We start from the raw sequence: 25,827 nt of genomic DNA, 5'->3' as shown, positions 1-25,827 counted from the left end.
GCCAGGACGTGGGGTGCCTGACGGGGATCGATCCCGCGACCTCCCGGGCCACAACCGGGCGCTCTGCCACTGAGCTACAGGCAACGTGCACGACCGGGGTGTCGATCCCCGTACCTCCCGCGTGTCGAGCGAGCGCTCTGCCGGTGAGCTAGACGTGCCGGCGAGGCCCCCTCGCGGTTGGCCTCTGGGTCGGCCCTGAGGGGGCCTCGTCGGTGTGGTGGTGCCCGCGGCAGGACTTGAACCTGCGACCTCTCGCTCCGGAGGCGAGCGCTCGATCCACTGAGCTACGCGGGCGGGTCATCCGACGCCGGAGCGACCTGACCATCCGGCAGGACTTGCGCGCTGCCCTTCCAGAGGTAGTCGCCCTCCAGCGCTGTGCGCAGGGGCAGGTAGAGGTTGCCCCCACGCCGGCGGCCGATGCCGTCCTTGAGGAACGGGCGACTGAACAGGGTGTTGATCTCGTCCGTGGAGAACCGGAAGGCGGCGAACCGCACCGTGGCGTCCAGTCGGACGATCGGCTCATGGGCGGAGGTCTGCGGCCCGTCGTTCCCCTCGTGGTGCAGCAGCACGAGCGCGTAGGTGATCCCCTCGCGCGCCTCATCGCCGTCCGATCGCTTCGGGCTGCCCATGAAGCCGAGGCAGAGCTCGTTGACGCCTCGGACGTTCACGTTGTCGATGAACGCCACCTTGGCGTCGACCTTGAGGTCCCCCGAGGACACGTCCCAGCCGACGTTCCGGCCGCCGGCCCACCACACACCGTGGGGGTCCTCTCGATGCAGCAGCTCGGCGACTGCGGCCTCGGCGAGGAACGAGTCCACCCGCGTCAGGACCGGCCAGCGGCCGACCTCGCGCACGGCACTGGTGATGTCGTGGGTCATTCAGGCTCCCCTCCCAGGGGTCGAACCCGGGCCTCGCGGCTCCAAAGGCCGGCGTGCTGCCGCTACACCAGAGGGGATCACGCGGGGACCCGGTACGAGATGGCGCGCCAGCCGGCGGGGACCCGTGCCGCGATGGCGTCACGGGCCTCCTCGTACGTCTGGCCGCTCGCCTTGATCTCGTCCGCCTGACGGTCGGGGTCGACACCGGTGTGGTCCGGCGGGATGGTCTCGATCTGGGCGATGACGGTGATCACGCCGCGATCGTAGAGGGCCCGGCGGGTCTGCCGTGCAGGCTCAGGCTCCCCGCCGCGCGGCGGGACCCGACTTCTCGACGGTGATGAGCCGTCTTCTCGCCGCGGCCTCATCGGCGGCCGCGGAACCGTGCACGTGGAGCGGATGACGGGACTCGAACCCGCTGCCTCACCCGTGGGAGGGGTGCGCTCGGCCTGTTGAGCTTCATCCGCGGGGTCGCAGCCTCCGCCGGCAGGCGCCGGAGGTGCTGTCGACCTGGAGTGGGTGACGGGTCTCGATCCCGCGGCCTCGAGGATGGCGACCTCGCGCTCTGCCAGCTGAGCTACACCCACGCGCGGCCCGTGTCGTGGGCCAGACGCGCCCTGGGGGCGAAGCGGAAGGCGGAGGGCACGATCCTCAGCCGGCCTGACGCCGACCCGGCCCGCTTCCAACGGGCGCCCCGCACCACTGCAGGGTTCACCTTCCAGACCGTCGCGCGCAGCCGGTCGGCGGCTTGCGTCGCAGGTGTGCAGGGCACGACAGTGCGGGCATGACCTGGGACGCGTCGGACGTCATCGCTGCCATCGCCATCGTCGCGAGCGCAGCCGTCGCGATCACCACCGTCCGCATGCAGCAGCGAGCCGTGATGACAGGCCGTCGTCGGGAGTCCCACCTGCGCGCCTGGCAGGCGGCCAACCACGCCCTTCGTACCCAGCAGGCGCGGTTGGCGGCGCTGCAGCAGCCGGGCCTCGACCCGGACCGCAGCGAGGACGCCGAGATCGCCGTGACGATGGACGCGTACCGTGACGCATGCGTCGAGCTTGAGATCGTCTCTCCGCGGATCGCGGAGGGGTGCTTGAAGGCGCTCAGTGCGCTCGAGCTGAGTCGCGAAGACCTTCGCGAGCTCGCTGGCGTCCGCCACGAGATGCTCTCGGAGGGCCCCACGGGCGGCGCGCTCAAGCGGTCCCTCACCGTAGCGCGCAGCGACCTCGATGCGGCTCGCACCGACATCAATGCCGTCCAGCGCATGATGCACCGGTACGAGCCCGCCGAGAAGCGGCGGCCCTGGCGGTGGGGCAGCCCGTGGCGAACCTGATGCCGCCCGAGCTCCGTGCGGTGGACGGAGGGCACGATCCCCAGCCGCCGAAGCGACCCAGCCGGCTAGCAACCGGCGCCCCGCGCCACCGCGAGGTTCGTCCACCCGGGGGCCTTGTCGTCGGCCAACGCCAGCTGCGGCCGTACGGCCCGGGCATCGCTGGTGCACCCCGCGGAGGGCGAGGGATTCGAACCCTCGGGGCGCGCTGGCCCTCCCGTTTTCAGGACGGGTCCGTTCGGCCGCTCCGGCAGCCCTCCAGGCACTAGGTGAGCCCGAGCCTCGCTCGAGCCGTGTGATCGAGCGCCACGGCGGCCGCAGCAGCCGGGACGTCGCGGTGCAGACTCGCGCGGTACGCGACGAACGTGCGGGCAGCGACCGCGACCAGCCACTCCAGCAGCTCGACGTCCACGTCGGTGAGGGCTCGTAGCGCGGCCGCCGCGTGCGCGGCCAGGCGTTGCCCGTCTTCGACCCGCAGGATCCAGGTCGCCAGATCGCGCTCGATCGGCCCGGCGTACGGGTCCGCATCGATGAGCCACGCGCGGCCCTCATGGAGCAGGACGTTGCCGGCGGTGAGGTCTCCGTGGGCGAGGACGTCCACGTGCGCCAGCTCGACTGAGCGTTCGACGTCGGCGGCCAGTAGTCGGGGCAGATCCTCGAGCCCGGCGCGCCGTGCGCGCTGCACGGCGACGTCCAGGAAGTGCCCGATGACGTCCTGGACCGGCCGGGCGCCGGAGGGAGCGGGCGTGGCGCGCAGGCGGGACAGCGTCCGCCCGACGGCTGCAGAGGCGCCGAGGCTGGACGGGTTCGGGTGCTTCCCCGGAAGCCACTGCACGACGCTCAGGCCCGCGGCCTGGTCGGCGTGCACGACTCGGGGGCCCACGCCGGCGTCGCCGATCGCGGTCACCTCAGGCAGGTGGAGGTTCCCCGGAAGGTCCACCCGCACTGCGACCCGGTCCCCGCGCGGGGTGCGCGCCGGGACGACCAGTGATCGCCCGGCGCCGGGGTGCGGGGGCTCCAGCTCCAGGTCGAGGATGGCGGCCGCGGCACGCACGCTCGCCTGCGCGTGGCGCAGCCAGAGGCCGGCGCCCTCGCCGAGGGCCGCGGCGGCGTACTGCTGCAAGCGGGCGGTGGGCAGCACCCGGTCCTCCGGGCCCTACCCCCGGTTCTTGGACACGGGGTGTGATTACGCGGCGATCGGCAGCGTAGCGGCCCGGCGGGCCTCGTAGGCGGTCGGGGACAGGTAGCCGCACCAGGAGTGGCGGCGGCGGGTGTTGTAGCGGGTCAGCCAGCGGAAGACCTGCCGGCGGCAGGTTGGCTCGTCGGGCCAGCAGGCGTCGTCTTGCAGGACCTCGCGCTTGAGGGTGGCGTTGAACGACTCGGCCATCGCGTTGTCGGCCGAGGACCCGACGGCGCCCATCGACTGGGTCACGCCGAGCCTCGCGCAGACCCTGGCGTAGTCCTTCGAGCAGTAGACCGACCCGTGGTCGGAGTGGAACAGCGCCCCGGCCAGGGTGCCGCGGGTCGCGGCGGCGGCCTTGAGCGCGTCTTCGACGAGCTCGGTGCGCATGTGGTCGGCGACTGCCCACCCGACGAGCCGGCGGGAGTGGCAGTCGATGACCGTGGCGAGGTAGAGGTTCGTGCCGTCGGCGATCGGCAGGTAGGTGATGTCGCCGACGTAGCGCCGGTTCGGTGCCGGCGCGGTGAAGTCCCGCTTGAGCAGGTCGGGGTGCTTGCGGCCCGACGGCTCGGGGATCGTGGTCCGCACTCGACGCTTCTTGACGTAGCCCGCGATACCCGCCGCGCGCATCACCCGGGCGACGCGCTTGTGGTTGACCTGCTCACCGGCGGGCGCGTCGTCGTTGAGCTCGGCCGTGACCCGCGGCGCGCCGAGCGTGCTGTCCGCGGCGTGGACCTTGCGGATCCGTGCCTCGAGCCGAGCGTCCGCCGCGGCGCGCTCGGCCCGCGCCGGCGCGCCAGCCTTCCACGCGTAGTAGGACGAGCGCTCGACCTGCACGAGCTCGCACAGTCGCTTCACCGGGTAGGTGGCGGAGTTGTCGGCGACGAACTGGAAGCGACTCACCAGCGCGTCTCCCCGGCGAAATACTTCGCCGCCTGCTGCAAGATCGCCCGCTCGGTGGACAGCTTGGTCGTCTCGACCTCGAGCTCGCGGACCCGGGCCTCGAGCCGGGCGATCCGCTCCTGCGGCGACTCGCCGACAGGCGCCGTCGAGCTCGCCGCAGCGCTCTTGGACCGCAACGGGCTGGGCGTCGCCGACCCGTCGACGGCCGTCTTGGCGCCCGTGCCGTAGACCTCGAGCCAGTGGCGCAGCGTGCCGCGCACGATGCCCAGGTCCGCGGCGATCCCGCGCACCGTGGCGCCCGGAGTGGACTCGTACAAGTCGACGGCCTGACGACGGAACTCCTCGGAGTAGCTCTTCCTGGCCATGAACTGGATCATCTCGCTTCCCCAGCGCGTTGCTGGATTCAGCGTGTCCAAGAACCGGGGTCAGGCCCCTCCTTCTTCGGTCGCTGGTGTGCTCCCCGACCAGGGCTCGAACCTGGGACGGACGGTGGTTAACAGCCACCCGCTCTGCCATCTGAGCTACCGGGGAAGGGTGCCGCGATCGCAGCTCGCGGCGGCTGTGCACCCCCAACCGGATTCGAACCGGTGCCATCGGCGTGAAAGACCGAGATCCTGGGCCACTAGACGATGGGGGCTCAGCACCGCCCCGACACGATGCCGGGGCGATGCGGGGTGGGCGGGTCAGCCCTCTGCGGTGACCCACCGCTTCTCCAGCAGCGGCAGGAGCGCCGCGTTGAACTCCACGTGCGCCCGGCGGTTGGCCTCCGGCGAGGCCTCGGCCGCGGCGACCACCCTGCGGAGGGTGAAGGTCGCGAAGTGGGTACCGATGGTCTGCGGGTCGCCGTGCAGGTGGACTGCCTCGACGGCGGACCCGAGGAACCGGGTCGCCTGCTGCGTGTCGGCGGGGTGGACCTCGACCTTGAGCATGGTCGTGCCCTTCTCTCGGTGTGGTGCTGGCCGCGTGAGGGGTGACGTCCTGGTCTCCGGGTCCACCCGGCGGAGAGTCCTGCCACCTGCCCGGACCGGGTCCGGGTGTGGCCGCCTCACGCGGTCGCGAGCCCGCCACCGGTCTCGAACCGGTCGCCTCCCGGGTACAGGCCGGGCGCTCTGGCCAGATGAGCTAGGCGGGCGCACACCGGCGGGTAGCCCGGCCGGTGGCGGTGCGGGTCGGGTTCGGGTCGACGCGCGTGAGCACCCATCGCCGGTCCACTGGGCCCGCGGCCGGACCGGCAGGTGGGTCCGCGGGTAGGTGGGCGGGGCCGCTGGGGGGCACTGCCGAGTCCGGGTGGCGGGGCTCGAACCCGCGGCCTTCGGCTCCCAAAGCCGACGCGCTTCCTGCTGCGCTACACCCAGGTGTGCACGGCCCGGGCGCCACCAGGGCATCCGGGCCGTGCACGGTACCGGCCACACGTGGGCGGCCCGGCGCACGGGGCGCGTAGCCGGCCACGGGGCGAGCGTGGAGAGCACGGGGATCGAACCCGCCGCACCGATCTTGCAAGGATCAGTCGCCACCAAGGACATGGCCCCCCAGGTGAGGGCCGCGGCGCCGCGGTGGCCACCTGCTCAGCGGCGGGACTCGAACCCGCTTCCTCCCGCCCCGACGGGCGGGTGCACGTCCCCTCGTGCTGCTGCCAGGCGTGGCGCCGCACGGCGCGCGCGGACCTCTGGATCGGCCGGCGGGCTGCAGTCCCACCGACTTCGGACCTGCTCGAGCGACACGGGTCCGCATCGTGGCCGGGTGCATGTGCCCGGCTCGCCCCGCTACCACTGCGGCGGGGTCTCTCGCTCGAAGTGCCTATGTGCGGCACCGCCTCAGAACGGTGCGGCCTCACGGATCCAGTTCGGCATCGCCGCCCTGATCTGCGCGGCGTGGGCTGCCCCGTCCTGCTGCCGTTCGCGGGCGGCCCGGACGGCCTTGGCGAGCGTGCGCACGTCGCGGCCCTCGGTCTCCACGCCCAGCCGCTGGGCCTCCTGGATCAGCAGCCGGGAGGTGAGGGCGAACGCCTCCCGCCAGTGCGGGGATGCCGTGTCGACCCCGATCCGCTTGGCGGCCCGCTTGTCGCTGGTGATCCACACCGCGCCCGCGACGGCAGCGGCAACGGCGGAGGTGATGACGATGCTGACGATCATGAGCGGTGCTCCTCGTTGCGGGCTGGCCGACGGTTCCTGTGTGCGGAGGGCGCGGGGGTCGAACCCGCACGCGGACGATGAGCCCGCAACCCGATCTCGAATCGGGCGCCGTCGCCGTCTCTCGGCTGGGCCCTCCGTGCCCCTCCCCGGATTCGAACCGGGAGATCCCGAGTTTGAGTCGGGCGCCTCTGCCGGTTGGGCCAGAGGGGCGGGTGCTGCTGGGTGCCCTCGCCCGGACTTGAACCGGGACGCTCCTCGCGGAGCACTGGCACCTCAAGCCAGCGCGTCTACCTGCTTCCGCCACGAGGGCCTGGAGCCACCGCCCGGGCATGATCCGGGGACCTCCGACCTACCAAGTCGGCGCTCTTCCAGCTGAGCTACGGCGGCGTGACGGGCCTGACGGCCCGGGCGTGTAGGTGTCCGCTCCGCGCGCTCCACTCGGGTGCCACGGTGGCGGGAGGGCACGCCGGTCCCTCGTCGTGCGGCGCCGCAGCGCCCGAGCCCACCCCCGGCCTCGATCCGGGCACCTCCCGCTTACGGGGCGGGCGCTCTACCAGTGATGAGCTAGGCGGGCGGGTGCCGGTGCTCGCCGTCCGGCTCGGTCCCCGAGGTCTACATCCCGCCCGGGAGGGCGCCGCCTCGGTGGCCCGGCTGCGGTGCAGCGGGGTGGGGCCGCGGTGGCTCTCAAGGAGTGGGTCAAGTCCCCGGGCGTGGTGTGTGACGGCTTCCGCGTGATCTTCGGGTTCAGGCGCTGAGCGCCGGGAGTTGGGGCGTGGTCACCTCCGGCGGGTCTGGCAGGGCAGTGAGCCGGGATCGGCCAAGAACGTCCAGGGCGAGGTAGCGGCGTCCTTCGGCCCATTCGTCGTGCTGCTCCGCGAGCACGGCTCCGACCAGGCGGATGATCGAGGTGCGGTCGGGGAAGATCCCCACGACGTCGGTGCGGCGGCGGATCTCGCGGTTGAGACGCTCGTTCGGGTTGTTGGACCAGATCTGGCGCCAGACCTCCTTCGGGAAGGACGTGAACGCCAGGACGTCGGCCCGGGCCGCTTCGAGGTGGTCCGCGACGGCCGGGAGCTTGTCGGCGACGGCGTCCAGCAGCCGGTCGAACTGGGCGTGGACCGCGTCGGTGTCGGGCTGGTCGTAGACGCTGTGCAGCAGCGTCTTGACCCACGGCCAGGAGGACTTCGGGCAGGTCGACATCAGGTTCGCCGCGTAGTGGGTGCGGCACCTCTGCCAGGTCGCGCCGGGCAGGGTCGCGCCGATCGCGGCGACCAGCCCGGAGTGCGCGTCAGAGGTCACCAGCTTGACCCCGGTCAGGCCGCGGGCGGTCAGGTCTCGGAAGAACGTCAACCACCCGGCCCCGTCCTCCGCGGTGGACACGTCGATGCCCAGGATCTCTCGGTGCCCGTCGGCGTTGACCCCGGTCGCGACCATGACCGCGATGTTGACCACCCGTCCGCCCTCACGGACCTTCACGCTCAGGGCATCGGCCGCCACGAACGTGTAGGGGCCGGCGTCCAGCGGACGGGTGCGGAACGCGGCGACCTGCTCGTCCAGGTCCGCGGCCATCCGCGAGACCTGGGACTTCGACAGCCTGGTGATCCCGAGCGACTCGACGAGCTTGTCCATCCGCCGGGTCGAGACGCCCAGGAGGTAGCAGGTTGCAACGACGCTAGTCAGCGCCGCCTCCGCGCGCCGGCGGCGCTCTAGCAACCAGTCGGGGAAGTAGGTGCCGGCGCGCAGCTTGGGGATCGCCACGTCCATCGTGCCGACCCGGGTGTCGAAGTCGCGGTGCCGGTAGCCGTTGCGCACGTTGGTCCGCTCCGCAGAGCGGGAGCCGTAGTCAGCGCCGCAGATCGCGTCGGCTTCGGCGCCCATCAGGGTGTCGATGAACACGCCCAGCAGCTCGCGCAGCAGGTCGGGGCTGGCCGTGCTCAGGTGCTCGTGCAGGAAGCGGGCAGGGTCCAGACTGGGTCCAGCGGTCATCGCGGGTCCTTCTCTCGAGTCGACTTGGTAGGTCTCTCGAAGAATCACGCGGTGACCGCCTACACGTCTACGACGATGCCCGATCAAGGCCGGGCTCGCACACCACTCTGCGGGACGCCACTTCGCCGCTCGGGTCATCGACGCGCGACCAGGTGGCTCCGCCCGCCTTGCCCTCGCGGGACGCCCGGCACGCTCGAACGCGGAGGCCGGGCGCGCAGGGCGGCGCCACCTGGAAGGTTCCGAGCAGCCGCGCGTTCAGGTCCGCGAGGGCCGGGGCTCGCCCGCACTTGGCGGGGTCCACACCTCGGCACGCCCGGGGGTGTGCTGGCTGCTCGAAGGTGACCGACCGGTTGGCTCCGGTCGGCTACTTCTCGTCTCTGTGCAGTTGACAACCCTCCCCGAGGGGCGGGAGCGAGCGCATCGCGGTGTATGACACTTCCGTGCCTCAGTGACCGAGAGCAACGCAGGGATGGGGGGAATCGAACCCCCGACCTTCGGTTTTGGAGACCGGCGCTCTGCCTGCTGAGCTACATCCCTAGGTCGTTCTGTGCGGCGGCGCCGGGCTGGCTGCTTGGTGTCGCCATCGTGTGTATGTGCGGCATCCCCCAGGAACAGGAAAGGCCGCCCGTCTGCGCTGGCAGGGGCGGCCTCTCGTAGCGTCCGGGCGTTCCGTTCGCGCTACGTCAAGGTCGCCTCCACCGGGAGCCTGAACCACCGCTGGACGTGGTTGGACTCGGCGTAGGCGCGGACGATGGCAGGGGTGTGCGATCCGCTGGTCAGGGTCACGTTGCGATCCACGGTCGGCACCTCCTTCATCGTCTGCTGGACTGGCGTCCGGATCGACTGTATGACACCGCCGCGGCGCTGGCCAGCGAATTCCCGATGCCAGTTCTGCCGGCGTGTCGCGGATCAGCGCGCGGGGGCGTCGCACACCGGGCAGACCCACACCGGCGCAGGCCGGGGCCGCTCGTCGTCGACCTCGTGCACCATGGTGGTGGCGCAGTCCGGACACGTCGGCGTGAGGACCGGGTGGCGCCGCTCGAGCTTGTCGGCGACCCGGACCACGAGCGGGTAGGTGTGCTCGGCCCAGCGCATGGCGTCGTCGAGCGTCGCGTGCGAGCCGCGGGCGCGCTGGGCGTCACGCAGGACGGGCTTGCCGGTGGCCTGGTCGGCGAGGTACCAGCGGCCGGCGGCGTTGAGCCGGGGCACGAGGCCGTTGACGGCGTCGACCTGAGGCGCGTCGGGGACGCCCAGGTCGAGCGGCGCCTCGGCGCGGGCGGTGGCAGCGAACTGCCCGCCGGTGCGCACGCCCGCGGGGTGTCGGGCAGGGGTCGTGGTGCTCATGCCCGGTAGATGTGCGGCGGTGCGGGGCTAGGCTCCTGCGGCCCGCTCGTCGAGCTCACGCAGGATGCCGAGCAGCGCCGCGGTGTGCTCCGCCCCCGCGCTGACCATGGCGTCCTGGCGCGCTGCCAGATCCCGAGCCTGCTCTTGGACCTCGACGTCGATCTCGTCGAGCAGGGAGACCAGTTCGACGGGCTCGAGGCGCGGTGTGATGTAGAGCCGGTCGCTGCCTGTATCGCGTCGGACCGCCGTGACCCGTGCGTCGGCCTCGAGACGGGTTTGCAGCCCTCCTCCCACGGCAAGGAGCCATGCGAAGTCGTGGTTGATCGTCAGCAGCACGGCGGTCCCGCCCATGTCGGGGGTGAGGGATGCGCTGGCCGCCCACTCCGGAAGGTCGCCGGCCGCAGCAAGACTCTCCCGGTAGTCGCTCGCACGGCGCGCCTCCTCGCCTTGGCGAACAGCGTCGGCTGCATGGTCGGCATCGAGTCGGGCTTCAGCCTGCTTGAGCGCCCCATCGAGCGCGACGAGCTGGGAACGGAGATCCTCGGCGTCCCGGCCGGTGAGCCTGACCGTCCCGTCCCTTTGGATGCGACTCCCCTTGGGTATGTCACTCGCCTCCCCGTCGCGAAGTCGCTCGACCGCGGTCCGCCAGGCCTCGTACTGGTCCTGTGCCGGGACGTCGGCAAGGACCAGCGCGGCGATGATCCCGTCGCCGTTGAGCATGACCCGACCATCGGCGATGTACGCGGTGCCGTCGCCGACGCGCACGCGGCGAGCCGCGCGCTGCGCTCGCTCGTGCCGGTCCTGGACCCAGCTGTGAAGCGCAGCCTCGTAGCCAAGGATCCACGACGTCGCGAAGGCGAGTGCGCGTTCGGCGTCGTCGCGGTCCATGGCCGAGGGGAAGTCGTTCATCAGCACGGTGAACCAGGACACCTCGGCAGGGTCCTGCGCGAAGGTGCTGAGCTCGATCCTCTGTTCCACCGCGGACATGCGGGCACCCGGCCCGCGCGGGTTGGCGAACAGGTCCTGGATGCTGGTCCGGCCGTTTTGCAGGTTCGTCCACGACGAGAGCGCGAACACCGTGGCGGTGACGCTGCGCCCGACGCTGTACGCCGGACTCCCGCCCTCAAGGGCCGCGGCGGCCTGCTCGAGCATCTCGCGCAGCCGGGGGTCCTGGACGGCGTCGGTCAGCGCGACGCGGTCGAGGTCGAGGCCCAGGTGCGTGTCCACGACGTCGCGCACGAAGGCGCCGACCGCGGTCGTCCAAGGACCGAGGTCGTCGGGGTGCGGGCGCTGGCCGGCGTGCTGGGCGCTGTTCCGCGCGCGGTGCAGGTCGTCGATGTCGCGCCAGTGGCGCGGCTTCCAGTCGGGGGCCTTGGTGCGGAGCTTGTCGGCGATCTGCGGGAGGGTGTCGCGGGGCCCGACGGTCACGCCGATCTCTGCGGCGGCGAGGTTCATCGCGCGCTCGACGACGCCGTCGAGGAGGATGACGGCCGTCGTCAGCCGCTCGGGGCCGGCTTGCGTGGCCCAGCGGGTCGCGTCGACGAGCATGAAGCGCAGGGTCAGCAGGTGTCGGAGCAGTGCCGCGTCCGGCACCTGCTGCTCGTCCGTCACGGTCGCGGTCAGTGCGCGGAGCGGTACTGCTCGAGGATCCCCGCGGGGATCCGGCCTCGCGCGGGGATCTCGATACCCTGGGCGGTGGCCCAGGTGCGGACCTCGGCGGGGTTGTAGTCGCGGGTGGCCTCGCGCGAGCCCCTGCTGCTGGTGCTGCGGGCGCGGGTCTGCGAGCCGATCTTGCGTCCGTGGGCGACGTACTTCGCCACGGCGTCGCGCAGCTCGGCGGCGCGGGCGGTGGTGAGGTCGATCTCGTAGTGCACGCCGTCGAGCGCGAACGTGACCGTCTCGTCGGCAGGGGCGCCGTCGAAGTCGTCGATGAGCGTGATCTGAGTCTTGCGGGCCATGTTCGTCCAATCCGGGCCGGTCAGGTGTTCCAGATAATGGCGTGGGTTGCATTCCGCGGGCGCGTGACACGCGGCACGATGGGCATTCAATGTGCGGACGCCGCCGCATTGGGCTCTGCCGCACCCAGCGTCGCGCGCAGTCGAACACGTGTTCGATACGATCCCGGGGTGTCAGCCACCAACGACTTCGCGAAGGGGTACCGTCCGGACGACCCCCACCCGGACTACTCCAGGTGGATCGTGACGGGCCCCACTCCCCCGTCCCAGCGCCCCGTCTCGCCGCCGGCACCGGCGGTGGCCCGGGTGGCCCTGTACGACGGCAGCACCGCCGAGGTGGACGTGCTGGTGGTCGCCGCCGGGCCCGGGGTGGTCTGCGTCCAGCAACAGGTCGACCGCACAGGCCGGGCGCCCGGCCCGTGGAACGCCTGGGTGGCTGCGGCAGCGGTCCGCCGCCGATGAGCTGTGGGCGCTCGACGTGCCGGAGCGCGCATCCTCGCCGAGACTGGCGCCACCAGCACCGAAGGAGGTCAGCATGAGCAACGGCAACGGGGTGCACACCGTGCACAAGGACGACAGCTGGCTCAACGAGGTCGACGGGAGCCAGGTCGGCGGCACGTTCGCCGTGAAGGACGATGCGGTGTCCGCTGGGCGCGACCTCGCGATCGAGCGCAAGCTCGAGCACCACATCCACGGACTCGACGGTCGCGTGCACGAGAAGAACAGCTACGGCGGCGACCCGCGCAGCATCCCAGGCTGAACCCGGCCGGCGGTCCGCCGCATGGGCGACTCCCCCGGCGGGCCGTCACACCCGGTTCAGCGGCGGAAGCCCTGACGCACGAAGTCTGCGCTCCAACGCCTCGGCGACCTCTGCCGACGGACACGTCAGCCACGCCACATCACAGCTCGCCAGCCAACGGTTCACGACGTCGACCTGCTCGGCGGTGATGAGCGTCGGGCGCTGGCGGGCGAACCTCCGCGAGACGCCGAGCTCCCGCTCTGCGACCGTCGCACGCAGCGTGCTGGGGCTCAGATCTCTGGTCGACGCGCGATGGGCCCGCAGTCGCGTGCGCAGGTTCGACGCCTTGCCCACGTAGATGCAGGCGCCGTCGCGGAACCACGCGTACACCCCCGGCGCCGCAGGCACCTCGGACGAGCGAACGTCGCGCGCCGCTCGACGCGGTGCCGCAAGGACTTCCGGCCAGCCGAGCTCGCCCGCCGAGGGGTCTGGACCGCCCGGTCGCCGCGCGTCGCTCAAGTCCATGCCGCGGCCACGAGGAACGACCTGGACGATGCGCCGGCGAGCACCGTGAGGCACTTCTGCTCGTCCAGCCCGAGCGGGCGCAGAGCCGCCACCGACTTCTCCCAGTCGGTGGCGGCAAGGCCTTGACGGACGCGCTCCAGCGCGCGCCGGTTCTCCCACCAACCCGGAACGGAGAACGGGTCGCTTCGCTCGAACCTGCCAGCCGACCACCACACGACGGTCCGCTCCGCTCGAGGGGTCCCAGGATCGTCGCCCGAGGCCGCCAACCCCTCCAGCTGCGCTGCGGACACCGCCCAGCGGTGCACCGCGAGCATCACCTCGTCCCAGCGCGGATCCGACCCCGCGCCCGCCAGCGTCGCTGCGACGTCGTCCGCAAGCTCGCGGACCCGCTGCCTGAGCAACGGCACGCGCTCCACCCGCCACGGGGCGCCAGGCGATGGCCGCTGCGTGCGGGTCAGCACGTCGTGGGCGAACCGCACCGCGGTCTGGGCGGTCACGACCACGAACGTCCGGAGGTCCTCGACCTGCTCGGACGTCCACGGCTGCGGCCCGGCGAACCGCGCCGCGAACGAGGCCGCCGCGTCGTTCGCGCGGTCCAGGACGTCCGCCGCCCGGGCGTGGTCACTCTCGTCGCGGCGTTCGCGCTCGAGGCGCGCCCGTGCAGCGTGCGCGGTCATCGAGAGCACCTCGGCAGCTGGCGCCACATCGGGCTCGGGCGGCTCGGGCGGCTCGGGCGGCTCGGGCGGCTCGGGCACTGCCGCACCGCCGGCCTGAGCGGCCAGCAGGTCGCCGGCCGCAGCGTTGACCGGTACGACGTCGCCGTAGACGTCGTACCGGAAGAGCGCGACGCGCGCCGCGTCTGCGAACGCCACTGCCGACTGCGTGTACCCGACCAGCGCGTAGAACAGGACCAGCTCGTGCCCGTGGCCCGCTCCGCGGCTCCTCTGGACGTCCGGGCTGCCGACCAAGGCGCCGTGATGCTTGACCTGGGCGACGCCCCGGTCGGCGACAACGTCGAGTCCCCCGTCTGCGCCGGCCGCGGTCAGCGTCACACCGCGCAGGCCGAGGACGTGCCGCATGTGCCATGCGGCAAGCTCTTCGGCATCGCGCCAGTCAGCGACCCGAACCTCGCGGTCGTGCCGCGACGACCGGAACGACTCGGCCTCCTGCACGTGGCACACCTTCCCTCGGCGGTCCGCGCACCGTACCGCGCCCGACGGGCACCCCGGACACCGATCCGCACGGTGCGGTTCACCCCGCCGCCCACCCAGATCCAGCCCGCGCGCGGGCGGGCGACCGTAGCCTCGGGCCATGAGTCGATCGCTCGCCGCAGCCGCCGGCGCCTTCGCCCTCCTGCTGGTCGGCGGGTGCTCCCCCAGCGCGCCCCCGCCGGCGCCGGCCCAGACCGCCGAGCCGACGCCAGAGGATGCCTCGCTCGAGGTCGAGCTGGCGATGAACGTCGTCCTGAACGAGGACGGCTCGGTCTCGGTGACTGCGCAGACCAACCTGCCGGACGGCACCGAGCTGGGCTCGTCGGTGTTCCAGGAGGGCGGCTTCATCGCCCAGGACTCGGGAACGCTGCAGAACGGTGCGATCGCGTTCGGGCCGTTCAGCGACAAGGGCAACCCGGTGCCCCCTGGCACCTACGAGGTCAGCGTGACCATGCCCATCGCGCGCAACCAGCCCGACGACGTGAAGGCGGTCATCGGCGACGCCGGCGAGAACCTGACGGGGCCGCTGGTCACCGAGGAGAGCATCACCGGCGACGCCGTGGTGAGCGTCAGCGATCAACTCGTCGTGCCCTGACGGGCCCAGCTCGTAGCGCGAGCGCGCTCGGTCAGGCGGTACCCGCAGGTGGCGACACCTCTACCGGGTCCAGCTCTGGACGTGCACCTGGCGGCGTCCTGTATTCGCCACCGACGAAGTTCCCCGTGTGGTGGCACGCGAGGCGCCGGCAATCACATGGGCAGGCGGCCCGTGATCGCGGCTCCGGCGACGTCGACGAGGACGTCGCGACCTGCGGCGAGCAGACCGTCGCGTGCCGCCTTGAGCCGGCTCTGCTTCGGAGACCCGTCCGCGGTGGTGTCGATCAGGGCATCGAGCGCTGCGACGAGACGATCCGCGGCCGTGTCGGGGCTGGGCCACTGCCCGACGGCTTCCAGGCCGGCGGGCATGATGCCGACCACGTAGTTGTCGCGCACCGCCTCGCTGCTGGCGTCACGGACGTCGAAGTGACGATGGCCGAGGTTCGCGAGAGCCGCGACGACCTCCTGGTGCTCGAGGCCGGTGGCTTCGACGAGGTCCTGCGACATCAGCGGCCGCGGCCGCTCCCTGAGCCGGCGCGCGGCCGCCACGAGGACGGGGTAGTCCCGCGCGCTCCACAGGTCGTCCAGACGTTCCAGCGACTCCATGCCGCGAGGCTAGTCGGCCGGCCCGGCGAGGCGGTCGAGACGTCACGACGCTTCGCCTCTGCATCGAGATGTGTCAACATAGAGACATGTCGAATCAGACCACGCCGGTGACTGCCCCGGACGCGACGAGGGGGCGGTTGTCGACGCTCGACCGGTGGCTGCCGGCGTGGATCGGGCTGGCGATGGTCGCGGGCATCGGCCTCGGCCGGTTCGTCCCCGCTCTTGGGGACGCGCTGGCCGAGCTGGAGGTGGGCGGCATCTCGCTGCCGATCGCGCTGGGCCTGCTGGTGATGATGTACCCGGTGTTGGCGAAGGTCCGCTACGACCGGGTCGCTGCGGTGACCGGGGACAAGCGGCTGCTGGTGAGCTCCCTCGCGCTGAACTGGGTCGTGGGCCCGGCGCTGATGTTCGCCCTGGCGTGGGTGTTCCTGCCCGACCTGCCCGAGTACCGCACCGGCCTGATCATCGTCGGCTTGGCGCGGTGCATCGCGATGGTGGTGATCTGGAACGACCTCGCCTGCGGCGACCGTGAGGCGGCCGCGGTGCTGGTCGCGATCAACTCGGTGTTCCAGGTGGTGGCGTTCTCGCTGCTGGGCTGGTTCTACCTGTCCGTGCTGCCTGGATGGCTGGGCCTGGACTCGCAGGGCCTGGACGTGTCCGTCGGGCAGATCGCGGTCAACGTCCTGGTGTTCCTCGGCGTCCCGCTCGCCGCCGGGTTCGCCTCGCGGTGGATCGGTGAGCGCACGCGCGGTCGGGACTGGTACGAGGAGCGGCTCGTCCCGCGGGTGGGTCCGTGGGCGCTGTACGGGTTGCTGTTCACGATCGTGCTGCTGTTCGCGCTGCAGGGTGAGGCCGTGACGTCGCGGCCGCTGGACGTCGCGCGGATCGCACTGCCTCTGCTGGCGTACTTCGCGGTGATGTGGGCCGTGGGCCTGGCCACCGGGCGGGGCCTGGGGCTGGGGTACGCGCGGTCGACGACGCTGGCGTTCACCGCGGCAGGCAACAACTTCGAGCTGGCGATCGCGGTGGCGATCGGGACGTTCGGTGCGACCTCGGGGCAGGCGCTGGCCGGTGTGGTCGGCCCGCTCATCGAGGTCCCGGTCCTGGTCGCCCTGGTCTACGTCAGCCTCTGGGCCAGGGACCGCTGGTTCCGCACGTCTTCGACCTCCCCCGCCACCGCCGATCTGCAGGAGGCACGCTCATGACCACCATCGCCCCCGACGCGACCACGACCGCCGCCGGCGGCTGCACCCCGCAGCCCTCGCCGGCGGACCACGCGATGGGCGCCGACGCCGCGGCGCACGTCGCCGGCACCCTGAAGGCCCTGGGTGACCCGCTGCGGCTGCGGATGCTGTCGCTGATCGCGACCTCTCCGACCGGCGAGGCGTGCGTGTGCGACCTGGCCACGGTCGCGGAGGTCTCCCAGCCCACCGTCTCGCACCACCTGAAGCTGCTCAAGGACGTCGGGCTGCTGACCTCCGAGCGGCGCGGGACCTGGGTCTACTACCGGGTGCAGCCGGCGCTGCGCGGCGCGGTCACCACCCTGCTGGACTCCTTCGCCCCCGCAGCCGCGGACGCCGCGAACGCGGTCCCGCTGGCCGGGCTCGTCGACGCCGAGGCCGCCCTGGCGCGGATCGCCGACCGGCTCGCCGCGGCGTTCCCCGACCGCGACCCCGGCGCGGTGCTCAGCGTCGTCCGGGAGTCCTACACCGGTCTGGCCCGGTCCTCGGCGATCCGCTCGCACCTGGTCGTCAACGCCGAGCGGTTCGCCCGCCAGCGCCTGACCGACACCGCCCGCGCGATGGACGCCGCGGACACCCGCCCGCAGGTGCTGTTCGTGTGCGTCGCGAACGCCGGCCGCTCCCAGCTCGCCGCCGCCCTGCTGCACCACTACGCCGGGGACGCGATCACCGTCCGGTCCGCGGGGTCCGCGCCGGCCGCGGACGTGCACGCCGCGGTCCGGCCGCTGCTCGCCGAGCTCGGCGCCGACGGCGAGGCGTTCCCCAAGCCGCTGACCGACGACGCGGTCCGCGCCGCGGACGTCGTCATCACGATGGGCTGCGGCGACACCTGCCCGATCCTGCCCGGCAAGCGGTACGAGGACTGGGTCGTCGGCGACCCGGCCCTGGCCTCCGACACCGGGGTGCGGGCGATCCGCGACGAGATCGACCGCCGCGTGCGCGCCCTGCTGACCGACCTCACCCTGCCGACCGCCTGACCCCCGTGGAGAACCTGATGACCGAGAACAAGCCGTCCGCCCTGTTCGTCTGCGTGCACAACGCCGGCCGCTCCCAGATGGCCGCCGGCTACCTGCGGCACCTGTCCGGCGGCGCCGTCGAGGTCCGCTCCGCCGGGTCGATGCCCGCCGAGCAGATCAACCCGGTCGCCGTCGAGGCGATGCTCGAAGAGGGCATCGACATCCGCGACGAGCGCCCCAAGGTCCTGACCACCGACGCGGTCCAGGCCTCCGACGTGGTGATCACCATGGGCTGCGGCGACGCCTGCCCGATCTTCCCCGGCAAGCGGTACGAGGACTGGGCGCTGGACGACCCGGCCGGGCAGGGCATCGAGTCCGTCCGCCCGATCCGCGACGCGATCCGCGCCCGGGTAGTCGCCCTGCTCGCCGAGCTCGGGGTCGAGCCCGTCACCGCCTGAACCCGCGACACCACGAGGGCCGCACCCACGCACGCCTGAGATGCCGGCCACCCGCCGATCGGAGCGGTGGGCATTGAGGACCGGCGTGTTCAGGCGGTAGTCGGGGGTGGCGAGACCTCGTCTGGATGCATGTCAGGTCGTCCACCTGGCGCAGCCCCGTATTCGTCACCGACTAAGTTCCGCGCCGGGGCCCGCGGGCCCCGTCCGCTAGAGAGGCCACGGCTCCGGGCGTCCCATCGCCCGAGCACGGGTGTTGCCCGCACCGGCCGCGAGCTCGATCGCCACGGAGGGTGAACCTCAGACGGCGCCTTCGCACTTCACGATTCGCCTCGCCCATCCCTGGCGGCGGGGCCACGACCTCGTCGATGGGCCCGTCTGGACGGACACCTGGCGGCGCGCCGCATCGGTCATCGCCGAAGTTCCAGGTGGCGTGCGTGCGTGGCGGAAAGGGCGACCAGCGAACGCCACAGGGGGCGGCCGGCCCGTGCCGTCGGTCCCCGCGATGTCGGGCCCGACCGCCCCCTCAACCCTCCTCTTACGTTAGGGTTGAGACCAGACGGGTCCTGCTGCGCCCTGCGCGCGCGGACTCGCCGCCGACTTCGCGCATCGCTGCGCATGCCAGCGACCTCGCGCGGTCCCATCGATCGAGGTCACCCCTCAATCGGAACGGACTCCTCGTGACGTCACCCCACGCTGCCCCTGTCCACCCGACCGTGCCCGAGGCCGACGTGCAGCACTCGGTGCTGGCCGCGCTGCGGTCGCCGCGGCGTCTGCGGACCGAGGTCCTTGCCGGCCTGGTCGTTGCCCTGGCGCTGATCCCCGAGGCGATCTCGTTCTCGATCCTGGCCGGCGTCGACCCGCGGGTCGGACTGTTCAGCTCGTTCGTGATGGCGGTGTCGATCGCGTTCCTCGGCGGACGTCCGGCGATGATCTCAGCTGCGACCGGCGCGATCGCCCTCGTGATCGCCCCGGTCGCCCGAGACCACGGGCTCGACTACCTTCTGGCCACCGTGATCCTGGGCGGCCTGATCCAGGTGGTCCTCGGCGTCGTCGGTGTCGCGCGGCTGATGCGGTTCATCCCCCGGTCGGTCATGGTCGGATTCGTCAACGCCTTGGCGATCCTGATCTTCCTGGCGCAGGTCCCGCACCTGGTCGACGTGCCGTGGGTGGTCTACCCGCTCGTGGCTATCGGCATCGCGATCATCGTCCTGCTCCCTAAGGTCACCACCGTGGTGCCCGCTCCGCTCGTCGCGATCGTCGTCCTGACCGTGGTGACGGTCGCGTTCTCGGTGCAGGTGCCGCAGGTCCGCGACGAGGGCGCCTTGCCCGACAGCCTCCCGGCGCTGCTGTTCCCGGACGTGCCGCTGAACGTGGAGACGCTGCGCATCATCGCTCCCTATGCGCTGGCGATGGCGCTGGTCGGCCTGCTCGAATCGCTGATGACGGCCAAGCTCGTCGACGACGTGACCGACACCCACTCGAACAAGACCCGCGAGGCGTGGGGCCAGGGCACGGCGAACGTGCTGTCCGGGTTCTTCGGCGGCATGGGCGGCTGCGCGATGATCGGCCAGACGATGATCAACGTGAAGGCATCCGGGGCGCGCACTCGGATCTCCACGTTCCTGGCTGGGGTGTTCCTGCTGGTGCTGGTGGTCGGTCTCGGCGACGTAGTCGGGATCATCCCGATGGCGGCGCTGGTCGCGGTCATGGTCATCGTGTCGGTGGCAACCTTCGACTGGCACTCGATCAAGCCCGCCACCCTGCGGCGCATGCCGCTCAGCGAGACCGTCGTGATGGTGCTGACGGTGGCCGTAGTCGTCGCTACCCACAACCTCGCCTACGGCGTCGTCGTCGGCGTGGTCGCCGCGATGGTGCTGTTCGCCCGCCGCGTCGCGCACCTGACCACGGTGACGCGGCTGGACTCCTCGGACGACGACGGCGAGCGGGTCTACGCGGTTTCCGGCGAGCTGTTCTTCGCCTCGTCCAACGACCTCGTCTACCAGTTCGACTACACCGGCGACCCCGAGCGCGTGGTGATCGACCTGTCCGACGCGCACGTCTGGGACGCGTCCACCGTCGCGACGCTCGACGCGATCACGACCAAGTACGCCGCGAAGGGCAAGCAGGCCACGATCATCGGCTTGAACGAGGACAGCGCCCGCCGGCACGGCCGCCTCGCCGGTCAGCTCGGCGGCGGTCACTGACCGCTCGGCCGTCGCCGGCTGCGATCAGGCGCGGTCGGCGGCGGCCCGCCCGGACTGCTCGTACATGAAGCGACGGAAGTCCTCGGCGACGTCGAGCTTCTTGCGCAGCGCGCGGGCGCGTTCGTCGGCAGCCGCGCGGTAGGTGCGCAGCCGGTCGAGCAGGCTCTCGCGGGTCTCGCCGGCGACGCCGTCCGCCTGGAGCCCGTCGAGGATCTCAAGCAGGTCGCCCATCTCCTCCAGGGAGAAGTCCAGCGGCTTCATCCGCATGATGAGCTTCAGGCGCTCGACGTCCGGTTCGGTGTAGAGCCGGAAACCCCCTGGCTGCGGGCCGACGGCTCCGCCAGCCCGACCTCGCCGTAATAGCGGATGGTGCGCAGCGACAGGCCCGTGCGCTCGGCCACCTCGCCGATCTGCATGTGCCGCGTGTCCACCACGCTCTCCCTTCCGCCAGCGACGCCCGAGCATAGCCACTCCGGGCCGGGCCGAAGCCCGCGCCAAGCTGCTTCGCGTCCCCAGTCAGGATGCGGAGATTCACCCGCCCGAGGGCACGGCCAACGGGTGACGGCGACGACACATACTCTCACCTCACGTTAGAGTCGAGTCGAGCGATTCGCCCGATTTGCCTGGTTTGGTGGCGCGCGCTGACGGCAACGCCAGGAGAGGCCCTCTGTGACCACACCGAGCACCAGCACCGCCCGCCGCACCAGCGGTGACGACCGCACACCCCCGACCCCCGGGCCCCGCACGCTGCGGGACTTCCTGTCCGCGGTCCGGGAGGACCACCGGATCAACTCCGAAGGCTTGTGGACCCCGGGGTTCTATGCCGCCGCCACGCACCGCTGGGGCACCTGGATCGACTCCCCGGGCTTCCCGCGCGCCCTACGTCCGGTCGCGTCCGCAGCCCAGCAGCTGGCGTACGTCGTGGTGCGCAACGTCGCCGGCATCCAGATCCCGCACACCGTGCAAATGGGCCGACGCGTGCGCATCGCGCACCAGCACGGCATCGTCATCCACCCGCACGCCGAGATCGGCGACGACTGCGTCATCCGCCAGGGCGTCACCCTCGGCGCCGGCTCAGGCGACCCCGCCACGTTCCACGCCCAGGCCCCCCGGATCGGGCGCGGCGTCTCCCTCGGCGCCGGCTGCGTCCTGGTCGGTCGGGTGGTCGTAGGCGACGGCGCCACCATCGGCCCCAACGCCGTGGTGATGACCCACGTGCCCGCCGGCGCCACGGTGCTCGCACCACCCCCGCGCGTCATCCCCGCCCGCCCCCGACCCGGAGACGCGCGATGAAGGCGTACCTCGACCAGGCGCTCGCCCACCGCACGGCCAGCGACGCACCCGCGGCCCTGCACGCCCTCGCCCGCCTGGCGCGCACCGAGCCCGACTTCACCACCTGGGCGACCGCCGACCGGCTGCTCGGCCGGCTGCGCGCCACCGGCGCCCTGGACACGTGGGCCGGGCGCACCGTCCGGCTCGCCCTGGCGTCCAGCCACACCAGCGGTCAGCTCGCCGCAGCGTTGCGTGTGGCGGCGCTGGCCCACGGCATCGCGTTGGAGACGTACGAGACTGGCTACCGCGCCTACGAGCAGACGATCCTCGACCCGACCTCCGACCTCTACGCCTTCGCGCCCGACGTCGTCCTGCTCGTCATCGACCAGCGCGACCTGCGGCTGCCGGAGGTGTCCGACGACCCCGAGGGCGACGTCGCGGCCGAGGTCGCACGGTGGCGTGGGCTATGGGCGACGCTCACGGAGCGCACCGGCGCCACGATCGTGCAGACGACGTTCGCGCCGACGCCCGACGATGCCCTCGGCGACCTCGGTGCCGTCCACCCCGGTGGCCGCCGCCGCCTGGTGCGTGCGGTCAACGCCGCACTGGCCGATGCACTGCCGGCCGATGTGCACCTGGTCGACGCCGAGCTGGTGGCCGCCGAGGTCGGTATCCCGGTCTGGTCCGACGAGCGCTTCTGGTTCGCGTCCAAGCACGCGGTCGGCCTCGGCGCCGTCGGGCCGCTCGCCGTGCGGGCGATGGACGTGGTGGCCGCCGCGCGGGGGTTGTCGCGCAAGGTCGTCGTGCTGGACCTGGACAACACCCTGTGGGGTGGCGTGATCGGTGAGGACGGCCTGGCTGGCATCGCCCTGGGTGGCGGGCCCGCCGGCGAGGCGTTCGTCGCGTTCCAGCGGTACGTCTCTGCGCTGCGCCGTCGCGGTCTGGTGCTGGCGGTCTCGTCGAAGAACAACACCGATGACGCGCGGCTGCCGTTCACCGAGCACCCGGAGATGGTGCTGTCCCTGGAGGACTTCGTCGCGTTCGAGGCGTCCTGGGACGACAAGCCCTCAGCCCTGCGCGCGATCGCTGCCGACCTCGACCTCGGTCTGGACGCCCTGGTGTTCGTCGACGACAACCCGCTCGAGCGCGAGCGCGTGCACCACGAGCTGCCTGAGGTGGCGGTCGTCGACCTCCCCACCGACCCTTCCGGGTACGTGCGTGCCCTGCGCCGGTTCCCCGGGCTACAGACCGTCGCGCTCAGCGAGGAGGACTCCCGGCGCACCGAGCAGTACCGCGCCCGTCGGCGGGCGCGCGATCACGCCGCCGGCGCCGGCACCGCGGAGGAGTTCCTCGCCGGCCTCGAGATGACCGCGACGATCGAGACCCTCGCCGCCACCAACCTGGCCCGGATCGTGCAGCTGATCGGCAAGACCAACCAGCTCAACCTGACCGGCCGCCGACACACCACCGCCGCCGTCGAAGCACTCGCCGCCGCCCCGGGAGCGGTGGTCTGGGGCATGCGGGTCCGCGACCGGTTCGACGACCACGGCCTGGTCGCCGCCCTCATCGCCGTCCCAGACGGCGATGACCTCGTCATCGACACATTCGTCATGTCCTGCCGCGTCCTGGGCCGGACCGCTGAGAACGCCCTGCTCGCCGCACTGGCCGACCACGCACGCGACCGCGGTCACGCCCGGGTCGTCGCCCACTACGTCCCCTCGGGACGCAATGCCCCGGCCGCCCCGATCCTGCCCGGGACCGGGTTCTCCCCCGTGGACGACCCTGGCGCACGTGATGAGCACGGCCACGGGCCCACCCAGACCTGGGAGCTGACGGCGGGCCACGCCCCCCGCCGACCCGGCTACATCACCGTGGTCCTTCCCGACGCCGCTCCCCAGACCACCACAGCCTGACCGGAGGAACACGCACGTGCCCACCACCGAGGACCAGGTCCACGACGTCATCCGCGACGTCCTCCTCCAGCCCGACCTGCAGCTCACCGACACCACCACCGCCGGAGACGTGGAGGGCTGGGACTCCCTCGCGCACATCAGCATCCTGTTCTCCCTGGAGTCCGCGTTCGGGATCCGGTTCGCCGACGCCGAGATGGGCTCCATCCAGAACGTCGGCGAGCTGGTCACCCTGATCCAGGCCAAGACCGGGACCTGAGCCGCGCAGTCGACGGGAGGCCCGACATGCCGACGATGCGCCTGGACGTCTCCGTCGTGATCGCTGCTCGCGACGCGGCCGCCACCCTGCCCGCCCAGCTCAGGGCCCTCGCCCGCCAGGACTTCGCCGGCGACTGGGAGGTCCTGGTCGCCGACAACGGCTCGCGCGACGCCACTGCGCAGGTCGTCGGGCAGGCCCCGCGGCGGCTTCCGGCGCTCCGGGAGCTCAGGTACGTCGACGCCTCGGCGCAGCGCGGTGCCGGACCCGCACGCAACGCCGCGGCCTCGGTCGCACGAGGCGACGTGCTCGCCTTCTGCGACGCGGACGACGTCGTCGCCGACGACTGGCTGCGCACCCTGCTGCCAGCCGTGCACCGCACCGACGCGCTCGTCGGCGGGCGGCTGGAGTGGCAGCGGCTGAACGCCGCATCCACCCTCAGCTCGCGGGCGCTCCCGCAGACCGACGGGCTGCAGCACAGCGCCCCGGTCTGGTGGCTGCCGTCCGCCAGCTCCAGCAACCTCGCAGTGCCAGCGGATGCCTTCCTCCGCGTCGGTGGTTTCGACCCCGTTGCCCGTTACCTCGAGGACACCGACCTGTGCTGGCGCGCGCAGCTCGGGGGTGCGTCGCTGCACTACGAGCACGACGCCGTCGTCCACATGCGGCTACGAGAGACCGCACGAGGTGCCTTCGCCCAAGGCCGCGGGAACGCGTCGGGACAGCGCTGGCTGCAGAGCCGCTACGCACTCGTGGCGGCGCAGCACCGCCCGGCCGGCGGTGCGGACGAATGCTCGGCCGCGCCTCGTCATGCGCCTGCGAGCATGGCCGCCCGGCGGGTACGCCGCGTGCGCGCGGAGGCCGCCGCGATCGCTCGGGTGCGCGCACGCGGTGACGTGCACGCACTGGCATGGAACTGGGGGTTCGCCTACGGGTACCGGCTCCCCACGGGCCCCACCCCGAACCCCATCGACCCGCGTGGCGGCGGTCGCGGCCGCATCGTTTCCGGTGCTTGATCCGGCCCCTCACACCGGCGGTCGGTCGCGCATCGCGTTGAGGTAGCCCTGCCAGTCGCGTCCGGCGCGACGTGCCCATCCGGTCGATGCGGCGATACTCAGCCCGAACAGGTCGCTGATCACCGCCGAGGGTAGATCGCTGGCCAGGGAGATCAGTGCAGCGTTGCGCGCGCGGCGCACTGTCAGCCCATGACGACGCATCCGGGTGACGAGTCCGGTGTAGCTAACGTGGCCTGCGGTGCCTCGACCGGGAAAGAGCCACGCGGGCTGTCCCGGTGCAGCGGGAACCAACGGCACGCCGCGCATGCTCGGCTCGTACGGCAGTCGCGCGAGCAGCTGTCCTAGCGCCGGGGGTACGAGCACGACGGGCCCACCCAGAGCGATCGAGAAGCCTGCGGGGTGGAGGCTGCCGTCTGATTGGTGGACGTGGTCGCGGGTGAGCTCCACGATGCGCGCCAAGGGGATCCCGTAGAGCAGCACCAGCGCGCCGGCTGCCCTGACGTCGGCGGGGATCGTCGGGTCGGTCAGACACCTACGGACCTGCGCCCAGCGTTCGTCCTCGGTCATCGAGACGTCGGGCTCCTGACGCTGGACGTGCATCACGTGCAGCGGGGACGCAAGCCGGCGCCGGGCCGCCCAACGAAGGAAGTCCGCCGTTGCGATGCGGCGATCGTGCGATGCGCCGGTGAGCCAGACGTCGAGCGCGGCCTGGTCTAGCTCAGCGAGGGCGGAGCCTCGCGCGTCGAGCCAGGTCAGCAGCTCCGCGACGCGCTCGAGGCGCTGCCACGCGGCTCGGAACTGGCTGTAGGTGAAGGTGCCGGTGCGCTCGTAGCGTCGACGAGCTCGGCGCAGCAACGACCAAGAGCCGTAGGCCCGGACGACCTGACGGGTGGGGCCGCGCAGGTCGGCCGTGACGCGCTCCAGCGTGGCGTCGAGTCGCTCGATCGGGTCGTGGCGCCCGGGGAGCACGCCGATGTCGACAAGCGTGCGGCGCAGGGACCACACCTCGCGCTCGTCGTACGCGTCCAGCGCGGCGTGGTCGATCGTGACGTTCTGGGCAAGGAGATCGCGCACGACTCGTGCTCCCCCGCGAGGGTTGGTCAGCCACTTCATCACCGAGCGAGGTCAAGTCCCCGGGCG

At 72.2% G+C, this 25,827-nt stretch carries 28 protein-coding genes and 17 tRNA genes; 12 read left to right on the top strand and 33 right to left on the bottom strand.

Annotated elements, in window-relative coordinates:
* Positions 1-9: 9 nt before the first annotated feature.
* From HNR08_RS17875 to HNR08_RS17840, 8 genes are all read right to left on the bottom strand, one after another.
* Positions 10-85, bottom strand: a tRNA-His gene (locus HNR08_RS17875).
* Position 86: 1 nt separating this feature from the next.
* A tRNA-Val gene (locus tag HNR08_RS17870) sits at positions 87-158 on the bottom strand.
* 60 nt (positions 159-218) lie between these two features.
* A tRNA-Arg gene (locus HNR08_RS17865) sits at positions 219-294 on the bottom strand.
* Positions 285-878: a hypothetical protein gene (locus HNR08_RS17860; RefSeq protein WP_146839743.1), complete on the bottom strand. Its 594-nt coding sequence runs from the start codon at positions 876-878 to the stop codon at positions 285-287. The genes HNR08_RS17865 and HNR08_RS17860 overlap by 10 nt, the downstream gene beginning before the upstream one ends.
* 5 nt (positions 879-883) lie before the next feature.
* A tRNA-Gln gene (locus tag HNR08_RS17855) sits at positions 884-955 on the bottom strand.
* The gene (locus HNR08_RS17850) at positions 956-1,132 is read right to left on the bottom strand and encodes a hypothetical protein (protein ID WP_183835191.1); all 177 of its coding nucleotides are present in this window, start codon (positions 1,130-1,132) and stop codon (positions 956-958) included. It lies immediately after the preceding tRNA gene.
* Positions 1,133-1,266: 134 nt separating this feature from the next.
* Positions 1,267-1,342: transfer RNA gene (locus tag HNR08_RS17845), tRNA-Gly, on the bottom strand.
* Between the two features lie 44 nt (positions 1,343-1,386).
* A tRNA-Gly gene (locus tag HNR08_RS17840) sits at positions 1,387-1,462 on the bottom strand.
* Positions 1,463-1,659: 197 nt separating this feature from the next.
* Here HNR08_RS17840 and HNR08_RS17835 point away from each other — a divergent pair.
* A complete protein-coding gene (locus HNR08_RS17835) occupies positions 1,660-2,205 on the top strand; it encodes a hypothetical protein (RefSeq protein ID WP_146839741.1) in 546 nt (181 codons plus the stop codon).
* Between the two features lie 172 nt (positions 2,206-2,377).
* On the opposite strand, the gene HNR08_RS17830 is transcribed toward HNR08_RS17835, so the two are convergent.
* The 19 genes from HNR08_RS17830 to HNR08_RS17740 form a co-directional block, all read right to left on the bottom strand.
* Positions 2,378-2,462, bottom strand: a tRNA-Ser gene (locus HNR08_RS17830).
* A gap of 5 nt (positions 2,463-2,467) precedes the next feature.
* Positions 2,468-3,343, bottom strand: a complete 876-nt coding sequence (locus HNR08_RS17825) for a phosphotransferase (protein ID WP_146839739.1) — start codon at positions 3,341-3,343, stop codon at positions 2,468-2,470.
* Positions 3,344-3,388: 45 nt separating this feature from the next.
* Positions 3,389-4,650, bottom strand: a protein-coding gene (locus HNR08_RS17820; protein WP_183834765.1) for an IS3 family transposase whose coding sequence is annotated in 2 segments (ribosomal slippage) — positions 3,389-4,302 and positions 4,302-4,650 — 1,263 coding nt in all. Because the reading frame shifts where the segments join, the coding sequence is not laid out codon by codon here.
* Positions 4,651-4,741: 91 nt separating this feature from the next.
* Positions 4,742-4,816, bottom strand: a tRNA-Asn gene (locus tag HNR08_RS17815).
* A 33-nt stretch (positions 4,817-4,849) separates the two neighbouring features.
* Positions 4,850-4,922, bottom strand: a tRNA-Glu gene (locus tag HNR08_RS17810).
* A gap of 46 nt (positions 4,923-4,968) precedes the next feature.
* A complete protein-coding gene (locus tag HNR08_RS17805; protein WP_146839737.1) occupies positions 4,969-5,214 on the bottom strand; it encodes a hypothetical protein in 246 nt (81 codons plus the stop codon).
* 129 nt (positions 5,215-5,343) lie between these two features.
* A tRNA-Thr gene (locus HNR08_RS17800) sits at positions 5,344-5,417 on the bottom strand.
* Positions 5,418-5,567: 150 nt separating this feature from the next.
* Positions 5,568-5,640 (bottom strand) — tRNA-Pro (locus HNR08_RS17795).
* A 459-nt stretch (positions 5,641-6,099) separates the two neighbouring features.
* A complete protein-coding gene (locus HNR08_RS17790) occupies positions 6,100-6,417 on the bottom strand; it encodes a hypothetical protein (protein ID WP_146839735.1) in 318 nt (105 codons plus the stop codon).
* Positions 6,418-6,460: 43 nt separating this feature from the next.
* Positions 6,461-6,553, bottom strand: a tRNA-Ser gene (locus HNR08_RS17785).
* 1 nt (position 6,554) lies between these two features.
* A tRNA-Leu gene (locus HNR08_RS17780) sits at positions 6,555-6,627 on the bottom strand.
* A 13-nt stretch (positions 6,628-6,640) separates the two neighbouring features.
* Positions 6,641-6,727, bottom strand: a tRNA-Leu gene (locus tag HNR08_RS17775).
* A gap of 1 nt (position 6,728) precedes the next feature.
* Positions 6,729-6,804: transfer RNA gene (locus HNR08_RS17770), tRNA-Thr, on the bottom strand.
* Positions 6,805-6,916: 112 nt separating this feature from the next.
* A tRNA-Thr gene (locus HNR08_RS17765) sits at positions 6,917-6,991 on the bottom strand.
* A 170-nt stretch (positions 6,992-7,161) separates the two neighbouring features.
* Complete coding sequence (locus tag HNR08_RS17760) at positions 7,162-8,403, bottom strand: IS256 family transposase (RefSeq protein WP_168432407.1); 1,242 nt, start codon at positions 8,401-8,403, stop codon at positions 7,162-7,164.
* Positions 8,404-8,867: 464 nt separating this feature from the next.
* A tRNA-Trp gene (locus HNR08_RS17755) sits at positions 8,868-8,940 on the bottom strand.
* A 372-nt stretch (positions 8,941-9,312) separates the two neighbouring features.
* The gene (locus HNR08_RS17750; protein ID WP_146840466.1) at positions 9,313-9,747 is read right to left on the bottom strand and encodes a hypothetical protein; all 435 of its coding nucleotides are present in this window, start codon (positions 9,745-9,747) and stop codon (positions 9,313-9,315) included.
* A gap of 27 nt (positions 9,748-9,774) precedes the next feature.
* On the bottom strand, positions 9,775-11,358 hold the full coding sequence (locus HNR08_RS17745) for a hypothetical protein (protein ID WP_146840465.1): 1,584 nt from the start codon (positions 11,356-11,358) through the stop codon (positions 9,775-9,777).
* Between the two features lie 8 nt (positions 11,359-11,366).
* Positions 11,367-11,705 carry a histone-like nucleoid-structuring protein Lsr2 gene (locus HNR08_RS17740; RefSeq protein WP_146840464.1) on the bottom strand — a complete coding sequence of 113 codons (339 nt, stop codon included), beginning with the start codon at positions 11,703-11,705 and terminating at the stop codon, positions 11,367-11,369.
* 168 nt (positions 11,706-11,873) lie between these two features.
* Between HNR08_RS17740 and HNR08_RS17735 the strand changes: the two genes are divergently transcribed.
* Positions 11,874-12,164, top strand: a complete 291-nt coding sequence (locus tag HNR08_RS17735; protein WP_146840463.1) for a hypothetical protein — start codon at positions 11,874-11,876, stop codon at positions 12,162-12,164.
* Between the two features lie 73 nt (positions 12,165-12,237).
* Complete coding sequence (locus HNR08_RS17730; protein WP_146840462.1) at positions 12,238-12,462, top strand: DUF2188 domain-containing protein; 225 nt, start codon at positions 12,238-12,240, stop codon at positions 12,460-12,462.
* Between the two features lie 45 nt (positions 12,463-12,507).
* On the opposite strand, the gene HNR08_RS17725 is transcribed toward HNR08_RS17730, so the two are convergent.
* Positions 12,508-12,966 (bottom strand): GIY-YIG nuclease family protein, encoded by a 459-nt coding sequence (locus tag HNR08_RS17725; RefSeq protein WP_146840461.1) that lies wholly within the window; start codon positions 12,964-12,966, stop codon positions 12,508-12,510.
* Entirely contained in the window at positions 12,957-14,138 is a 1,182-nt protein-coding gene (locus tag HNR08_RS17720) for a restriction endonuclease (protein WP_183835189.1), read from the bottom strand. The genes HNR08_RS17725 and HNR08_RS17720 overlap by 10 nt, the downstream gene beginning before the upstream one ends.
* A gap of 139 nt (positions 14,139-14,277) precedes the next feature.
* Between HNR08_RS17720 and HNR08_RS17715 the strand changes: the two genes are divergently transcribed.
* Complete coding sequence (locus HNR08_RS17715; protein WP_183835187.1) at positions 14,278-14,772, top strand: hypothetical protein; 495 nt, start codon at positions 14,278-14,280, stop codon at positions 14,770-14,772.
* Positions 14,773-14,924: 152 nt separating this feature from the next.
* Here the strand turns inward: HNR08_RS17715 and HNR08_RS17710 are convergent, their stop codons facing one another.
* Positions 14,925-15,377, bottom strand: coding sequence for a hypothetical protein (locus tag HNR08_RS17710; RefSeq protein ID WP_146840458.1), 453 nt, complete (start codon positions 15,375-15,377; stop codon positions 14,925-14,927).
* A gap of 86 nt (positions 15,378-15,463) precedes the next feature.
* On the opposite strand from HNR08_RS17710, the gene arsB reads away from it, so the two are divergent.
* The 4 genes from arsB to HNR08_RS17690 all read left to right on the top strand — a co-directional run bounded on the left by arsB (position 15,464) and on the right by HNR08_RS17690 (position 20,236).
* The gene (gene arsB, locus HNR08_RS17705; protein ID WP_146840457.1) at positions 15,464-16,582 is read left to right on the top strand and encodes an ACR3 family arsenite efflux transporter; all 1,119 of its coding nucleotides are present in this window, start codon (positions 15,464-15,466) and stop codon (positions 16,580-16,582) included.
* Positions 16,579-17,595, top strand: coding sequence for a metalloregulator ArsR/SmtB family transcription factor (locus tag HNR08_RS17700; protein ID WP_146840456.1), 1,017 nt, complete (start codon positions 16,579-16,581; stop codon positions 17,593-17,595). The genes arsB and HNR08_RS17700 overlap by 4 nt, the downstream gene beginning before the upstream one ends.
* 17 nt (positions 17,596-17,612) lie before the next feature.
* Positions 17,613-18,032: an arsenate reductase ArsC gene (locus HNR08_RS17695; RefSeq protein ID WP_146840455.1), complete on the top strand. Its 420-nt coding sequence runs from the start codon at positions 17,613-17,615 to the stop codon at positions 18,030-18,032.
* 677 nt (positions 18,033-18,709) lie between these two features.
* Positions 18,710-20,236, top strand: a complete 1,527-nt coding sequence (locus tag HNR08_RS17690) for a SulP family inorganic anion transporter (protein ID WP_146840454.1) — start codon at positions 18,710-18,712, stop codon at positions 20,234-20,236.
* A 24-nt stretch (positions 20,237-20,260) separates the two neighbouring features.
* Here the strand turns inward: HNR08_RS17690 and HNR08_RS22925 are convergent, their stop codons facing one another.
* Together HNR08_RS22925 and HNR08_RS22920 are read right to left on the bottom strand one after the other, a co-directional pair.
* Entirely contained in the window at positions 20,261-20,497 is a 237-nt protein-coding gene (locus HNR08_RS22925; protein ID WP_371862411.1) for a hypothetical protein, read from the bottom strand.
* A 14-nt stretch (positions 20,498-20,511) separates the two neighbouring features.
* Positions 20,512-20,667 carry a MerR family DNA-binding transcriptional regulator gene (locus tag HNR08_RS22920; RefSeq protein WP_371862410.1) on the bottom strand — a complete coding sequence of 52 codons (156 nt, stop codon included), beginning with the start codon at positions 20,665-20,667 and terminating at the stop codon, positions 20,512-20,514.
* 238 nt (positions 20,668-20,905) lie between these two features.
* Here HNR08_RS22920 and HNR08_RS22810 point away from each other — a divergent pair, with 238 nt between their 5' ends.
* Genes HNR08_RS22810 through HNR08_RS17665 form a run of 4 tightly spaced genes read left to right on the top strand, consistent with a single transcriptional unit; the run spans position 20,906 to position 24,687 of the window.
* Positions 20,906-21,529, top strand: a complete 624-nt coding sequence (locus HNR08_RS22810) for a serine O-acetyltransferase (protein ID WP_146840453.1) — start codon at positions 20,906-20,908, stop codon at positions 21,527-21,529.
* Entirely contained in the window at positions 21,526-23,421 is a 1,896-nt protein-coding gene (locus HNR08_RS17675; RefSeq protein ID WP_146840452.1) for an HAD-IIIC family phosphatase, read from the top strand. The genes HNR08_RS22810 and HNR08_RS17675 overlap by 4 nt, the downstream gene beginning before the upstream one ends.
* Positions 23,422-23,437: 16 nt before the next feature.
* A complete protein-coding gene (locus HNR08_RS17670; RefSeq protein WP_146840451.1) occupies positions 23,438-23,677 on the top strand; it encodes an acyl carrier protein in 240 nt (79 codons plus the stop codon).
* A 26-nt stretch (positions 23,678-23,703) separates the two neighbouring features.
* Positions 23,704-24,687, top strand: a complete 984-nt coding sequence (locus HNR08_RS17665; RefSeq protein WP_146840450.1) for a glycosyltransferase family 2 protein — start codon at positions 23,704-23,706, stop codon at positions 24,685-24,687.
* A gap of 9 nt (positions 24,688-24,696) precedes the next feature.
* Here HNR08_RS17665 and HNR08_RS17660 read toward each other — a convergent pair whose 3' ends face one another.
* A complete protein-coding gene (locus HNR08_RS17660) occupies positions 24,697-25,761 on the bottom strand; it encodes a hypothetical protein (RefSeq protein ID WP_146840449.1) in 1,065 nt (354 codons plus the stop codon).
* Positions 25,762-25,827 lie beyond the last annotated feature (66 nt).

Source organism: Cellulomonas hominis (assembly GCF_014201095.1).
Classification (GTDB): domain Bacteria; phylum Actinomycetota; class Actinomycetes; order Actinomycetales; family Cellulomonadaceae; genus Cellulomonas; species Cellulomonas hominis.
This window is presented reverse-complemented; position numbering and strand designations above follow the sequence as displayed.